Annotated in this window: 14 protein-coding genes; 11 read left to right on the forward strand and 3 right to left on the reverse strand. The window is 41.9% G+C overall.

Annotation, left to right across the window (positions count from 1 at the left end):
• The first annotated feature begins 170 nt into the window (after positions 1–170).
• From HMPREF2764_RS07440 to HMPREF2764_RS07460, 5 genes are all read left to right on the forward strand, one after another.
• Entirely contained in the window at positions 171–1,001 is an 831-nt protein-coding gene (locus HMPREF2764_RS07440; RefSeq protein ID WP_070528487.1) for an amino acid ABC transporter substrate-binding protein, read from the forward strand.
• A gap of 153 nt (positions 1,002–1,154) precedes the next feature.
• Positions 1,155–2,009: a MetQ/NlpA family ABC transporter substrate-binding protein gene (locus HMPREF2764_RS07445; RefSeq protein ID WP_070528490.1), complete on the forward strand. Its 855-nt coding sequence runs from the start codon at positions 1,155–1,157 to the stop codon at positions 2,007–2,009.
• Positions 2,010–2,108: 99 nt separating this feature from the next.
• Entirely contained in the window at positions 2,109–3,482 is a 1,374-nt protein-coding gene (locus HMPREF2764_RS07450) for a M20 family metallopeptidase (RefSeq protein ID WP_070528494.1), read from the forward strand.
• A complete protein-coding gene (locus HMPREF2764_RS07455) occupies positions 3,475–4,536 on the forward strand; it encodes a methionine ABC transporter ATP-binding protein (protein WP_070528496.1) in 1,062 nt (353 codons plus the stop codon). The genes HMPREF2764_RS07450 and HMPREF2764_RS07455 overlap by 8 nt, the downstream gene beginning before the upstream one ends.
• Position 4,537: 1 nt before the next feature.
• A complete protein-coding gene (locus HMPREF2764_RS07460; RefSeq protein ID WP_000444647.1) occupies positions 4,538–5,230 on the forward strand; it encodes a methionine ABC transporter permease in 693 nt (230 codons plus the stop codon).
• 29 nt (positions 5,231–5,259) lie between these two features.
• Here the strand turns inward: HMPREF2764_RS07460 and HMPREF2764_RS07465 are convergent, their stop codons facing one another.
• The gene (locus tag HMPREF2764_RS07465) at positions 5,260–5,829 is read right to left on the reverse strand and encodes an MptD family putative ECF transporter S component (RefSeq protein ID WP_070528498.1); all 570 of its coding nucleotides are present in this window, start codon (positions 5,827–5,829) and stop codon (positions 5,260–5,262) included.
• Between the two features lie 134 nt (positions 5,830–5,963).
• On the opposite strand from HMPREF2764_RS07465, the gene HMPREF2764_RS07470 reads away from it, so the two are divergent.
• The 5 genes from HMPREF2764_RS07470 (at position 5,964) to nrdI (ending at position 10,660) form a co-directional block, all read left to right on the forward strand.
• A complete protein-coding gene (locus HMPREF2764_RS07470; RefSeq protein WP_000532349.1) occupies positions 5,964–6,578 on the forward strand; it encodes a YesL family protein in 615 nt (204 codons plus the stop codon).
• Complete coding sequence (locus tag HMPREF2764_RS07475) at positions 6,556–8,226, forward strand: sensor histidine kinase (protein ID WP_315940705.1); 1,671 nt, start codon at positions 6,556–6,558, stop codon at positions 8,224–8,226. Before HMPREF2764_RS07470 ends, HMPREF2764_RS07475 begins: the two co-directional genes overlap by 23 nt.
• 11 nt (positions 8,227–8,237) lie before the next feature.
• Positions 8,238–9,524: a response regulator transcription factor gene (locus HMPREF2764_RS07480; RefSeq protein ID WP_070528502.1), complete on the forward strand. Its 1,287-nt coding sequence runs from the start codon at positions 8,238–8,240 to the stop codon at positions 9,522–9,524.
• A gap of 60 nt (positions 9,525–9,584) precedes the next feature.
• On the forward strand, positions 9,585–10,118 hold the full coding sequence (locus HMPREF2764_RS07485) for an ABC transporter permease (RefSeq protein ID WP_070528505.1): 534 nt from the start codon (positions 9,585–9,587) through the stop codon (positions 10,116–10,118).
• 77 nt (positions 10,119–10,195) lie between these two features.
• Positions 10,196–10,660, forward strand: coding sequence for a class Ib ribonucleoside-diphosphate reductase assembly flavoprotein NrdI (gene nrdI, locus HMPREF2764_RS07490; RefSeq protein ID WP_070528507.1), 465 nt, complete (start codon positions 10,196–10,198; stop codon positions 10,658–10,660).
• A gap of 47 nt (positions 10,661–10,707) precedes the next feature.
• Here nrdI and HMPREF2764_RS07495 read toward each other — a convergent pair whose 3' ends face one another.
• Together HMPREF2764_RS07495 and HMPREF2764_RS07500 are read right to left on the reverse strand one after the other, a co-directional pair.
• Positions 10,708–11,166: a DUF3021 domain-containing protein gene (locus tag HMPREF2764_RS07495; RefSeq protein ID WP_070528511.1), complete on the reverse strand. Its 459-nt coding sequence runs from the start codon at positions 11,164–11,166 to the stop codon at positions 10,708–10,710.
• A complete protein-coding gene (locus HMPREF2764_RS07500) occupies positions 11,163–11,603 on the reverse strand; it encodes a LytTR family DNA-binding domain-containing protein (RefSeq protein ID WP_070482455.1) in 441 nt (146 codons plus the stop codon). The genes HMPREF2764_RS07495 and HMPREF2764_RS07500 overlap by 4 nt, the downstream gene beginning before the upstream one ends.
• 205 nt (positions 11,604–11,808) lie before the next feature.
• Between HMPREF2764_RS07500 and mutL the strand changes: the two genes are divergently transcribed.
• On the forward strand, positions 11,809–13,758 hold the full coding sequence (gene mutL, locus HMPREF2764_RS07505) for a DNA mismatch repair endonuclease MutL (RefSeq protein ID WP_070528514.1): 1,950 nt from the start codon (positions 11,809–11,811) through the stop codon (positions 13,756–13,758).
• Positions 13,759–13,782 lie beyond the last annotated feature (24 nt).

The raw sequence follows: 13,782 nt of genomic DNA on the forward strand, positions 1-13,782 counted from the left end.
CTTGCCGTACTCAAGTACAGCCTGCGGCTAGCTTTCTAGTTTGCTCTTTGATTTTCATTGAGTATAAATCAGCCATAAAGAAAACCTATCACAGATATAGATATCATATAATGGCGCAAATGGTCTTTTTCTGTTAAGATTATAAGGTATTCTATTTTGGAGGAAATGACATGAAAAAAATCGTTAAATACTCATCTCTTGCTGCCCTAGGGCTTGTTGCTGCAGGTGTACTAGCAGCTTGCTCAGGTGGTGCTAAGAAAGAAGGAGAAGTAGCTAGCAAGAAAGAAATTATCGTTGCAACTAATGCTACACCAAAACCATTCAACTATGAAGAAAATGGCGAATTGACTGGTTACGAGATTGAAGTGGTTCGCGCTATCTTTAAAGATTCTGACAAGTATACTGTCAAGTTTGAGAAGACAGAGTGGTCAGGTGTTTTTGCAGGACTTGATGCTGATCGTTACCAAATGGCTGTTAGCAACATCAGCTACACTAAAGAACGTGCTGAAAAATACCTTTATGCAGCTCCAACTGCTAAAAACCCTAACGTTCTTGTAGTGAAAAAAGATGACTCTAGCATCAAATCGTTTGATGATATCGGTGGAAAATCAACAGAAGTTGTTCAAGGAACAACATCTGCTAAACAGCTAGAAGACTACAACAAACAACACTCAGATAACCCAACTATCCTTAACTACGTTAAAGGGGACTTCCAACAAATCATGGTACGTTTGAGTGATGGCCGATTTGACTACAAGATTTTTGATAAAATCGGTGTAGAGACAGTCATCAAGGACCAAGGTTTGGATAACTTGAAAGTTATCGAACTTCCAAGCGACCAACAACCTTACGTATACCCACTTCTTGCCAAAGGTCAAGATGAGTTGAAGGCATTTGTGGACAAACGCATCCAAGAATTATATAAAGATGGAACCCTTGAAAAGCTATCTCAACAGTTCTTTGGCGGTTCTTATCTGCCAGCAGAAGCTGATATTAAATAAATTTTTAAATCATCCATTCTCTGGTAGATGGATGATTTTCCATTCTGTAGTTATATAGTTTCAAACTATAGGTCTTCCTATCTATTAACAATTTGCGAAATCAAATAAAGTATGAGATACTATTACGGTATTATTTTTAAAGGAGAAAGAATCATGAAAATCAAAAAATGGTTAGGCGTAGCAGCTATCGCTACAGTAGCAGGTCTTACACTTGTAGCTTGCGGAAATTCAGACAAGAAAGCAGACAACGCAACAACTATCAAAATCGCAACGGTTAACCGTAGCGGTTCTGAAGAAAAACGTTGGGACAAAATCCAAGAATTAGTTAAAAAAGACGGCATTACCTTGAAATTTACAGAGTTCACAGACTACTCACAACCAAATAAGGCAACTGCTGATGGCGAAGTAGACTTGAACGCTTTCCAACACTATAACTTCTTGAACAACTGGAACAAAGAAAACGGGAAAGACCTTGTAGCGATTGCAGATACTTACATCTCTCCAATCCGCCTTTACTCAGGTTTGAATGGAAGTGACAACAAGTACACTAAAGTAGAAGATATCCCAGCAAACGGAGAAATCGCTGTACCGAACGATGCTACAAACGAAAGCCGTGCGCTTTACTTGCTTCAATCAGCTGGCTTGATTAAATTGGACGTTTCAGGAACTGCTCTTGCAACAGTTGCTAACATCAAAGAGAATCCAAAGAACTTGAAAATCACTGAATTGGACGCTAGCCAAACAGCTCGTTCATTGTCATCAGTTGACGCTGCTGTTGTAAACAATACCTTCGTTACAGAAGCAAAATTGGACTACAAGAAAGCACTTTTCAAAGAACAAGCTGATGAAAATTCAAAACAATGGTACAACATCATCGTTGCGAAAAAAGATTGGGAAACATCACCTAAGGCTGATGCTATCAAGAAAGTGATCGCAGCTTACCACACAGATGAAGTGAAAAAAGTTATCGAAGAAACATCAGACGGTTTGGATCAACCAGTTTGGTAATAAGAAACAGGGAGGTGGGAGAGAAAATTCCACCTCTTGCTTTTGTATAGAGCATGGATTGTAAAGAAGACTATAGGTTCATAGAAAGGTAGAGAGAAAATGGTTTTTCCTAGCGAACAAGAACAGATTGAAAAATTTGAAAAGGATCATGTGGCCCAGCATTATTTTGAGGTTTTGCGTACCTTGATTTCTAAGAAGTCGGTCTTTGCCCAACAGGTGGGTCTCAAAGAAGTTGCCAACTATCTGGGTGAGATTTTCAAGCGTGTTGGGGCTGAAGTGGAGATTGATGAGACTTACACGGCACCCTTTGTCATGGCGCATTTCAAGAGTTCGCGTCCAGATGCCAAGACCCTAATTTTCTATAACCACTATGACACTGTGCCAGCGGATGGGGATCAGGTTTGGACAGAGGATCCCTTTACGCTTTCGGTCCGCAATGGCTTCATGTATGGGCGTGGGGTTGACGATGATAAGGGTCATATCACAGCTCGTTTGAGTGCTTTGAGAAAATACATGCAGCACCATGATGATTTGCCTGTCAATATCAGTTTTATCATGGAGGGAGCGGAGGAATCAGCTTCGACAGACCTAGATAAGTATCTGGAAAAACATGCGGATAAACTCCGTGGCGCAGATTTGTTGGTCTGGGAACAAGGAACCAAAAATGCCTTGGAACAGCTGGAAATTTCTGGTGGAAATAAGGGGATTGTGACCTTTGATGCCAAGGTGAAAAGCGCTGATGTGGATATCCATTCTAGTTATGGTGGGGTTGTGGAATCAGCTCCCTGGTACCTCCTTCAAGCCTTACAGTCTCTTCGTGCCACAGATGGTCGTATCTTGGTTGAAGGTTTGTACGAAGAAGTTCAAGAACCAAATGAACGGGAATTGGCCTTGGTGGATACCTATGCTCAACGCAATCCAGGGGAAATCAGCCAGATTTATGGTTTGGAATTGCCTCTCTTACAAGAGGACCGCGCAGCCTTTCTAAAACGATTCTTTTTCGAGCCAGCCCTTAATATCGAAGGGATCCAGTCAGGTTATCAAGGACAAGGAGTCAAAACGATTTTGCCAGCAGAAGCCAGTGCTAAGCTAGAGGTTCGTTTGGTTCCTGGCTTAGAACCGCATGATGTTCTGGAAAAAATTCGGAAACAGCTAGACAAAAATGGCTTTGATAAGGTAGAATTATACTATACCTTGGGAGAGATGAGCTATCGAAGCGATATGAGCGCACCAGCCATTCTCAATGTGATCGAGTTGGCCAAGAAATTCTATCCACAGGGCGTTTCAGTCTTGCCGACGACAGCTGGGACAGGGCCTATGCATACGGTATTTGACGCCCTAGAGGTGCCAATGGTGGCCTTCGGTCTAGGAAATGCCAACAGCCGAGACCACGGTGGAGATGAGAACGTGCGAATCGCCGATTACTACACCCATATTGAATTAGTAGAGGAGCTGATTAGAAGCTATGAGTAGAGACATTATCAAGTTAGATCAGATCGATGTGACTTTTCATCAGAAGAAGAGAACCATCACAGCGGTCAAGGATGTGACTATTCACATCCAAGAAGGGGATATCTACGGAATCGTTGGATATTCTGGAGCAGGGAAATCAACCCTTGTACGGGTGATTAATCTCTTGCAAAAACCATCTGCAGGGAAAATTATCATTGACGACGATGTGATTTTTGATGGCAAGGTCACCTTGACGGCCGAGAAGTTGCGTCGTAAACGTCAAGATATCGGAATGATTTTCCAGCATTTTAACCTGATGAGCCAAAAGACAGCAGAGGAGAATGTAGCCTTTGCCCTTAAACATTCTGGACTCAGCAAGGAAGAAAAGAAGGCTAAAGTGGCTAAGTTGTTGAACTTGGTTGGCTTGGCGGATCGTGCTGAAAACTACCCTTCACAACTATCTGGAGGGCAAAAACAGCGTGTGGCCATTGCGCGTGCCTTGGCAAATGATCCAAAAATCTTGATTTCAGATGAGTCAACTTCTGCCCTTGATCCTAAGACAACCAAGCAGATTTTGGCCTTGTTGCAAGATTTGAATCAAAAATTAGGCTTGACTGTTGTCTTGATTACGCATGAAATGCAGATTGTCAAAGACATTGCCAACCGTGTGGCAGTTATGCAGGATGGGCATTTGATTGAAGAGGGCAGTGTTCTTGAAATCTTCTCAGACCCTAAACAACCTTTGACTCAAGACTTTATCTCAACAGCTACAGGTATTGACGAAGCCATGGTCAAAATCGAGAAGCAAGAAATTGTGCAACATCTGTCTGAAAACAGTCTTTTAGTGCAACTCAAGTATGCAGGTGCTTCAACAGACGAGCCACTTTTGAATGAATTGTACAAGCATTACCAAGTAACGGCTAATATTCTCTATGGGAATATCGAAATTCTCGATGGTACTCCTGTTGGAGAATTGGTTGTGGTACTGTCTGGTGAAAAAGCAGCGCTAGCAGGCGCTCAAGAAGCCATTCGTCAAGCAGGCGTACAGCTAAAAGTATTGAAGGGAGGACAGTAAGATGGAATCATTGATTCAAACCTATTTACCAAATGTCTATAAGATGGGCTGGGCTGGTCAAGCAGGCTGGGGAACAGCCATCTACTTAACCCTCTATATGACAGTTCTTTCCTTCATCATCGGAGGTTTCTTGGGGCTAGTGGCAGGTCTTTTCCTTGTCTTAACAGCGCCAGGAGGTGTTTTGGAAAATAAAGTTGTTTTTTGGATTTTGGATAAGATTACCTCTATTTTCCGTGCGGTACCATTTATCATTCTCTTGGCAGTCTTGTCACCCTTCTCTCATCTAATCGTAGGAACAAGCATTGGTCCAAATGCGGCTATCGTACCGCTATCTTTTGCAGTCTTTGCCTTCTTTGCCCGTCAGGTGCAGGTTGTCTTGGCTGAATTGGATGGTGGTGTCATTGAGGCGGCTCAAGCTAGCGGAGCGACATTCTGGGATATCGTAGGTGTTTACCTATCAGAAGGTCTTCCAGATTTGATCCGTGTGACGACTGTGACCTTGATTTCCCTTGTTGGGGAAACAGCTATGGCTGGTGCGGTTGGAGCTGGTGGTATCGGTAACGTAGCCATCGCTTATGGATTTAACCGCTACAATCACGATGTGACCATTTTGGCAACCATTATTATCATTTTGATTATCTTTGCAATCCAATTCTTGGGAGATTTCTTGACCAAGAAATTGAGCCATAAATAAAAAAGAGCCGCCTGGCTCTTTTTTAGTAATCAGATTTTCTGTGCCAATTTTTTACTCAAGGCTTGTCCAATCAAGGCACCCACTAGAGCTCCGATGACAATACTTGCGATAAATAGAAGGATGGTTCCAGGGTTTGGCGCAACCATGATACGGTCGATATATTCTTGTGATTTTCCTCTTGCTAGAAGGGTTGCCATATAGGCTTTGGGCGCAATCCACATGATTAGAATTGGTCCTGATGTGCTAAAGGCAAAGAGAATAAAAGAAAGGAAATTCTTTGTTTGGTCCTTGTATTTTCCTAAATGAGCTACTCCATCTGCTAGGAGGCCACAGATAATTCCAGGAAGGAAGGCACCAGCACCGTGTTTAGATCCCAAGAAAAAGAAGGCCATGACAAGGCCGATAGTGGTAATGGCTCCAAAGCGCGGAATTTTTGCGACTAGGATCATATAGACGCTACCGCCGACAAGGGCAGTAAAGGCAGGCGCATAAAACATGTTTCCAGTTTGGTCAAAGAGATTGCCCAAAAGGACACCAATCCCCATGCAGAGGAAGTAAAGAACTGCAAAAAGAAGTGTAGTTAAGATAGATTTCTTCATGAATTGTCTCCTGATAATTTTTTCACAATTCTCATTTTACCATGGTTTGATGGGATTGTAAATGGATACTAGAAGTTTTTGAAAACGCTTGAAATATGATATAATAGTTTCATAGTTATTTTTAGGGAGATATCATGGGTAGATTTTTAGACTTTGTCTTTAATCGTTTCTTTTTAGGGATGATTGCGACAGCCTTCTTTTGGTTATTAACTTTAGCAGGAGGGATTATCCTTGGTCTAGCGCCGGCTAGTGCTACCTTGATGAGCCTGTATGCAGAACATGGTTACAGCTTTCGGGAATACAGTTTGAAGGAGGCGTGGTCTCTTTATAAGCAAAATTTCGTCTCAAGCAACCTGATTTTCTATAGCTTTTTAGGGGTGGATCTAGTTTTGGTCTATGGCCTGTATCTCTTGGTGCAATTGCCTCATCAGACTATTATTCATTTGATTGCGACCTTTTTGAATGTTCTAGTAGTTGCCCTGCTGTTTTTGGCTTATACAGTATCTTTGAAATTACAAGTTTATTTTGACTTGTCTTATCGAAATAGTCTCAAACTATCCTTGATTGGCATCTTTATGAGCCTAGCGGCTGTGGCCAAGGTTCTCCTTGGGACAGTGCTACTTGTGGCAATTGGTTACTATATGCCTGCCCTACTTTTCTTTGTAGGAATTGGGATGTGGCATTTCTTTATCAGTGATATGTTGGAACCGGTCTATGAAAGTATCCATGAAAAATTGGCGACAAAATAGAATGAAGCAGTTTTGGCTACATACGCTTCTAAGAACCTACAGTTCAGTTATGATGATTATTATTGCGAGTTTTGCAATCTTACTCTCTTACGCTGACTGGGATTCACGGGAAAAGGAAGCTCAAAGAGTAGCCCAACGTGTAACCACTCGAACAGTCGATGAGGTGGAGTATTATTATCGGGAGTCAGCCCAACTGGCGCAAGATTTAGTAGCCAATCAAGACCGGATACAAGGGGTTTATAAGTACTTTAGCTTGTCAACTTCTGAGTATTTTTATTGGCTATTGGAGCATCAAGCAGCTTCGTCAACTTCTATCTCTCTGTATGAAAACATTGATGATCTTTATGTTCAAAATGACTCTATAACGGGTGTTGCAATCGTCTTGCAGGATTTTAAAGAAGTTTATGTTTCAACAAGGGATAAAAGAAGTGGTCATATCTTGCCTGCTGAGGCCTTTAAACCAGAGGCCAATAGTTTTGGCATTCCAGTTCTGGACCCAGCAACGGATCAATCTATAGGAGTGATTTACATCTCCTTGGATCCAGAAGTCTTATATCATGCCATTGACAATACCCGAGGTCATATCCCGATGGCTGTGACTGTAACATCACCATTTGATACGGAGATTTTTCATATTGGTGAGAGGGTCAATAGGGAACATGAGAACTGGTTTGTCGGTTTTACCTCTCATGGATATCAGGTTCAGGTGGCAGTTCCTAAAAACTTTGTTTTACAAGGAACAGTGGCTAGCTCTGCTTTGATTGTGGGCTTGAGCCTTCTCTTTATTGTCATTCTCTATCTGACTTTGAGGAAGACTTTTGCTAATTATCAAAAGCAGGTAGTGGACCTGGTGGATTCCATCCAAGCTATTGCCCAAGGACAAGAAGGTCTTCGCATTGATACGCTTGAAAAGGATCAGGAATTGCTCCTAATCGCGGAGACGACCAATGATATGTTGGATCGCTTGGAAAAGAATATCCATGATATTTATCAGTTAGAGCTTAGTCAAAAAGATGCCAATATGCGGGCCTTGCAGGCGCAAATCAACCCTCACTTCATGTACAATACTCTGGAGTTCTTGCGTATGTACGCAGTCATGCAAAGTCAAGATGAGTTAGCAGATATCATTTATGAGTTCAGTAGTCTCTTGCGTAATAATATTTCTGATGAAAGAGAGACTCTTCTCAAACAGGAATTAGAATTTTGCCGTAAATACAGCTATCTCTGCATGGTTCGCTATCCCAAGTCCATTGCCTATGGTTTCAAGATAGATCCAGAGTTAGAGAATATGAAGATTCCCAAGTTTACCTTGCAACCGCTAGTAGAAAATTATTTCGCGCATGGTGTTGACCACAGACGGACAGATAATGTGATTAGCATCAAGGCGCTTAAACAGGATGGTTTTGTAGAAATTTTGGTGGTAGATAATGGCCGTGGAATGTCGGTTGAAAAACTGACAAGTATTCGAGAAAAATTAAGTCAGAGACATTTTGAACACCAAGCCAGTTACAGTGATCAAAAGCAGTCTATCGGGATTACCAATGTACATGAGCGTTTTGTGCTCTATTTTGGGGACCGCTATGCCATTACGATAGAGTCTGCGGAGCAAGCAGGTGTTCAGTATCGTATTACAATTCAAGATGAGTAGAAAGGGAGAAAATGTATAAAGTATTATTAGTAGATGATGAGTACATGGTGACAGAAGGTCTGAAACGTTTGATTCCCTTTGATAAGTGGGATATGGAGGTCGTCGCAACAGCCAGTCATGCCGATGAAGCCCTAGAATATGTTCAGGAAAATCCTGTTGATGTGGTCATTTCCGATGTCAATATGCCCGACAAAACAGGGCTTGATATGATTCGGGAGATGAAAGAAATCTTACCAGATGCTGCCTATATCCTGCTTTCAGGTTATCAGGAGTTTGATTATGTAAAAAGAGCAATGAACCTTAGTGTGGTGGACTATTTGGTCAAACCTGTTGATAAGGTAGAGTTGGGAAATCTGCTGGAGAAGATTGCAGGTCAGCTCGGCGAGAGAGGGAAGAAAAGTCAGACCCTTAGTCAAGATTTAGATGAGGATGGATTTGTTAGTTATTTAGGGGATAAGGAGAATTGGTGGATAGGCCTATCCAAGGAAAAACAAGGCTCTTTCACTATTCCCTACTATGTCTTGGGTCAAGACTGGCAGATTTTCATTTCTGATCAACCCCTAGATGGTTTAGTCGTTACTCCCTTTGAAGCTCCTTATCAAGAACACTTTGAACGCTGGAAGCTGAATGCTGAGAAAGCCCTCTTTTATGGCTCTGTAAATCTACAACAGTCTCAGAGTCTCTTTGCCTATTACGAACCGATTTATAGGGTTATCATTCAGGGAAATCTCAATCAAATCGTAGAAGAGTTAAATCTCTTGGAGAAGGTGGTTCTTGAAAATACACCGCGTGTTCCGATTACCAAACAGCTTTTTATCCAGTTTGTCATGGATGTCTTCCACTTGTTTGAACACCTCAAAGCTGATGATATGACGGACATTGTCAAAACCATTCATGCTATTCAAACCTTCGATGAATTGGTTCTTTATATCAAGGAAACTCTGACCCGATTTTTTGGGCAATATCGTATGAATGAGAATGTGGTCAGTGTGCTAGAAGTCATTGGGCGTGATTATCAGAAAGAACTTTCTCTCAAGGATATCAGTAAGGATCTCTTTATCAATCCTGTCTATCTGGGGCAGTTGATTAAGCGAGAAACCAATTCGACCTTCGCTGAATTGCTCAATAAACAACGTATTAAGGCTGCCCAGCAACTTTTGCTTTCAACCAGTGACAGTATCGAAGATATTTGTTATGCCGTTGGTTACAGTAACGTGGGATATTTCTATAAAGTGTTCCGAAAATTGTGCGGAAAATCGCCAAAAGCCTACCGAAAACAGGTAGAAACGACACTATAATATTTGTATTCCTTTACAAAAGGTGCTATAATATAAATAATAATATCAGGAGGTTCTATCATGAAAAAGAAACCGATTTATCTATGGGTCTTGCTAATCTTGTCTGCTCTTATTTCAGCTATGTCTCTGTTTGGAATGTTGAGTCCCTTACCTAACAAAGAAGCTCTTCGTGCCGCTCAGAAACAAGTTGCAGGGGTCAGTGCTCAGCAATTAGAAGACCAGCTTAATTACACCTATAGAGTAGCAGAATCAACTCATTCTATTTTTAATATGGTCTTGATTGTGCTATCTGCTATTTTAGTGGTAGTAGCTATTGTCTTCCTTGTTCGTAAGAATTTGCAATATGCAAACTATACTTATGTTGGCTATGTTTTGTTAGCTATTATTGGTTCAATTTATACCTATGTGACTTTGCAAGACGCTGTGCAGTTGCTTCAAGATGAGACCATGCGTTTGACAATGAGTATTGGTTCAAAAGCTGTTAGCATTTTCTATATCGTCATAAATGTTCTTTTCCTAGCCCTTGTCTTCTATAAGATGTGGCGTCAACAAAAAGCCTTGGCAGAAGAAGAGGAAACAGAAGATCTTGCTTAAGTATTGACAAAAAAGAGCTATCAAGTTACAATCTTGGTAGTTCTTTTTCGATTAAAAATAAAATCATGGAGGAAAATATGAAGACAATTTCTTTAGTTTATATTAGTTTGAGTGGCAATACTGAGAGTTTTGTGACGCGCTTGAAAGATTATCTCTTGTCCCAGTACGAGGGAATAGAGGTTCAAAAGATTCATATCAAGGATTTGGTCAAGGAAGGTCACGATTTCTATGAAATGGACCACCCTTACGTCGCCTTTCTACCGACCTACCTAGAAGGTGGGAATGGCGTGGATAACGGAGATGTCGAGATTTTGACAACACCAGTGGGGGATTTTATCGCCTATGGTGACAATGCTAGTAAGTGTTTTGGTGTGGTTGGTTCAGGAAATCGTAACTTTAATAACCAATACTGCCTGACAGCCAAGCAATACAGTCAACGTTTTGGTTTCCCTGTCTTGGCTGACTTTGAAATGCGGGGCATGCTGGGAGATATCAAGCATGTGGCTGCAATTATTGCGGATTTGTATGAGTTAGAAAGTTAAGCTTAGGCTTGGCTTTTTTATTATTCCAAGTGGTTTTATCAGCACTCTTACTTTTTATGCTCCAAGAGTTGATTGATATGGTCCACTTTTTTTGATGCTCTTTTATAGGAAATAGTCCAAATGATGAGGTAGACAATTGCGAACTCAAGTATGAGCTGGAGATAGAAAATCCAGTGGAAGGGGAACCAACCTGCTAGGGTTGCTAATGGGATAAAGCCTACTAGCATGAGGAAAAAATGAGTCAGAGTAGCACGGAGCAAGCTCCAGTCACGGCTGAATAATCGCTTTCCAAAGTTGAAGAGAATACCGATAGCCGCCCAGATAAGAGTACAGTAGAGCAAGATCAGGGCATCGTGAACCTGATGCTGAGCCATCACTTGGCCGATGATAGAGTAGGGATTTAGCGGTGCGTAGGTATTTGGGGAATACATAAGTGAAAAGATGATAGAGAGGATGAGGCCGATGAGGACACCAGCAGTTGCGTCGTGGAAAATTTGTTTTTTCATAGTTCTAATTTCTCCTTGATGGTTTTTAGGTAACGGCGTGAAGAGTAGGTGAAGCTTTCGTTTTTCAAGAAAATTTCTACCAGACCGTTGGGCGTGAGCTTGAGATGAGAGATGGAATCGATATTGATGATTTCTGATTGGGAAATTTGGATAAAATTGGTTGGCAGAATTTCAAGGACCTGATAGAGTCGCAAATCAATGTTGTAGGTCTGACTTGCTGTTTCTGCTAGAACCTTCCGATTCTCGATATAGAAGCGTTGTATCTTACCAATCTTAACTAGATAGACCTGATCATCAATCTTTCCTTTAATTGTTTCTTTTTGGTCAAGATTTTCTGCGAACTCGATGACTTTCTGGACTTTATCTGTCGGATGAGGTGCTTGGACAATCAGTTTTTCCTCCTTGTAAGTCTCACTAATCTGTAGTTCTACTTTCATAAATTTCTCTCCTTTTTAGTTATACAAGGTTGTGATCACTTCCTGTATATCTTTATTAAACACTATTTTCCAGACCCTTGCAAGGGACTTTGTCTATGTGGAGGGATTTGGTTCCTATGTGGTGGAGCTTTTCTGTCCTATCTGAAATATGGTATAATAGCACTAATCAATTTCTAGGAAAATAGATACAGAAAGGGGCTGAAAGATGTCTCATATTATTGAATTGCCAGAGGTGTTGGCAAACCAGATCGCGGCTGGGGAAGTCATTGAGCGTCCTGCTAGCGTTGTTAAGGAGCTGGTAGAAAACGCCATTGACGCGGGCTCTAGTCAGATTATCATTGAGATTGAGGAAGCTGGTCTCAAGAAAATTCAAATTACAGATAATGGTCATGGAATTGCCCACGATGAGGTGGAATTGGCCCTGCGCCGCCATGCGACTAGTAAGATCAAAAATCAAGCGGATCTTTTTCGGATTCGGACGCTTGGTTTTCGTGGTGAAGCCCTTCCTTCTATAGCGTCTGTTAGTGTCTTAACTCTGCTAACGGCGGTAGATGGTGCTAGTCACGGGACCAAGCTCGTCGCGCGTGGAGGAGAAGTAGAGGAAATCATCCCAGCGACCAGTCCTGTGGGAACCAAGGTTTGTGTGGAAGACCTCTTTTTCAACACGCCTGCCCGTCTCAAGTATATGAAGAGTCAGCAAGCGGAGCTGTCTCATATCATTGATATTGTCAATCGTCTGGGCTTGGCCCATCCTGAGATTTCTTTTAGCTTGATTAGTGATGGTAAGGAAATGACGCGGACAGCTGGGACTGGTCAACTGCGCCAAGCAATCGCAGGGATTTACGGTTTAGCTAGCGCCAAGAAGATGATTGAAATTGAGAATTCTGACCTTGATTTCGAAATTTCTGGCTTTGTGTCCTTGCCTGAGTTAACTCGGGCCAATCGCAATTATATCAGTCTCTTCATCAATGGTCGTTATATCAAGAATTTCCTACTCAATCGTGCTATTTTAGATGGTTACGGAAGTAAGCTCATGGTGGGACGCTTTCCGTTGGCTGTTATTCATATCCATATTGACCCTTATCTAGCGGATGTCAATGTGCATCCAACCAAGCAAGAGGTGCGGATTTCCAAGGAAAAAGAACTGATGACCCTGGTCTCAGAAGCTATTTCTAATAGTCTCAAGGAGCAAACTTTGATACCTGATGCCTTGGAAAATCTTGCCAAATCGACCGTGCGTAATCGTCAAAAGGTGGAGCAGACCATTCTCCCACTCAAAGAAAATACGCTCTACTATGAGAAAACTGAGCCGACAAGACCTAGTCAAGCTGAAGTAGCTGATTATCAGGTAGAATTGACTGATGAAGGACAGGATTTGACCTTGTTTGCCAAGGAAACCTTGGATCAATTGACCAAGCCAGCAAAACTGCATTTTGCAGAGAGAAAACCTGCTAACTACGATCAGCTAGATCACCCAGAGTTAGACCTTGCGAGTCTTGATAAGGCTTATGACAAGCTGGAGCGAGAAGAATCATCAAGCTTCCCAGAGTTGGAATTTTTCGGGCAAATGCATGGAACCTATCTCTTTGCCCAAGGGCGAGATGGGCTCTATATCATAGACCAGCACGCGGCTCAGGAACGGGTCAAGTACGAGGAGTACCGTGAAAGCATTGGCAATGTTGACCAGAGCCAGCAGCAACTCCTAGTGCCTTATATCTTTGAATTTCCAGCGGATGATGCCCTCCGTCTCAAGGAAAGAATGCCTCTTTTAGAGGAAGTTGGAGTCTTCCTAGCAGAGTACGGGGAAAATCAATTTATCCTGCGTGAACATCCTATTTGGATGGCAGAAGAAGAGATTGAATCAGGCATCTATGAGATGTGCGACATGCTCCTTTTGACCAAGGAAGTTTCTATCAAGAAATATCGAGCAGAGTTGGCTATTATGATGTCCTGCAAGCGATCTATCAAGGCCAATCATCGTATTGACGACCATTCGGCTAGACAGCTCCTCTATCAACTTTCTCAATGTGACAATCCCTATAACTGTCCCCACGGACGCCCTGTTTTGGTGCATTTTACCAAGTCGGATATGGAAAAGATGTTCCGACGCATTCAGGAAAATCACACTAGTCTTCGTGAATTGGGGAAATATTAATACTCTTTGAAAATCTCTTCAAAC

The sequence above is a fragment of the Streptococcus sp. HMSC073F11 genome (genome assembly GCF_001810785.1).
Taxonomy (GTDB): Bacteria; Bacillota; Bacilli; order Lactobacillales; family Streptococcaceae; genus Streptococcus.

What these genes read in the sequence shown, in the direction of transcription:
- HMPREF2764_RS07480 (WP_070528502.1), top strand. Translation starts at nt 8,238, where the DNA reads ATGTATAAAGTATTATTAGTAGATGATGAGTACATGGTGACAGAAGGT.
- HMPREF2764_RS07470 (WP_000532349.1), top strand. Translation starts at nt 5,964, where the DNA reads ATGGGTAGATTTTTAGACTTTGTCTTTAATCGTTTCTTTTTAGGGATG.
- HMPREF2764_RS07445 (WP_070528490.1), top strand. Translation starts at nt 1,155, where the DNA reads ATGAAAATCAAAAAATGGTTAGGCGTAGCAGCTATCGCTACAGTAGCA.
- HMPREF2764_RS07495 (WP_070528511.1), bottom strand. Translation starts at nt 11,166, where the DNA reads ATGAAAAAACAAATTTTCCACGACGCAACTGCTGGTGTCCTCATCGGC.
- HMPREF2764_RS07460 (WP_000444647.1), top strand. Translation starts at nt 4,538, where the DNA reads ATGGAATCATTGATTCAAACCTATTTACCAAATGTCTATAAGATGGGC.
- HMPREF2764_RS07455 (WP_070528496.1), top strand. Translation starts at nt 3,475, where the DNA reads ATGAGTAGAGACATTATCAAGTTAGATCAGATCGATGTGACTTTTCAT.
- HMPREF2764_RS07475 (WP_315940705.1), top strand. Translation starts at nt 6,556, where the DNA reads ATGAAAAATTGGCGACAAAATAGAATGAAGCAGTTTTGGCTACATACG.
- HMPREF2764_RS07450 (WP_070528494.1), top strand. Translation starts at nt 2,109, where the DNA reads ATGGTTTTTCCTAGCGAACAAGAACAGATTGAAAAATTTGAAAAGGAT.
- HMPREF2764_RS07440 (WP_070528487.1), top strand. Translation starts at nt 171, where the DNA reads ATGAAAAAAATCGTTAAATACTCATCTCTTGCTGCCCTAGGGCTTGTT.
- HMPREF2764_RS07465 (WP_070528498.1), bottom strand. Translation starts at nt 5,829, where the DNA reads ATGAAGAAATCTATCTTAACTACACTTCTTTTTGCAGTTCTTTACTTC.
- HMPREF2764_RS07485 (WP_070528505.1), top strand. Translation starts at nt 9,585, where the DNA reads ATGAAAAAGAAACCGATTTATCTATGGGTCTTGCTAATCTTGTCTGCT.
- nrdI (WP_070528507.1), top strand. Translation starts at nt 10,196, where the DNA reads ATGAAGACAATTTCTTTAGTTTATATTAGTTTGAGTGGCAATACTGAG.
- HMPREF2764_RS07500 (WP_070482455.1), bottom strand. Translation starts at nt 11,603, where the DNA reads ATGAAAGTAGAACTACAGATTAGTGAGACTTACAAGGAGGAAAAACTG.
- mutL (WP_070528514.1), top strand. Translation starts at nt 11,809, where the DNA reads ATGTCTCATATTATTGAATTGCCAGAGGTGTTGGCAAACCAGATCGCG.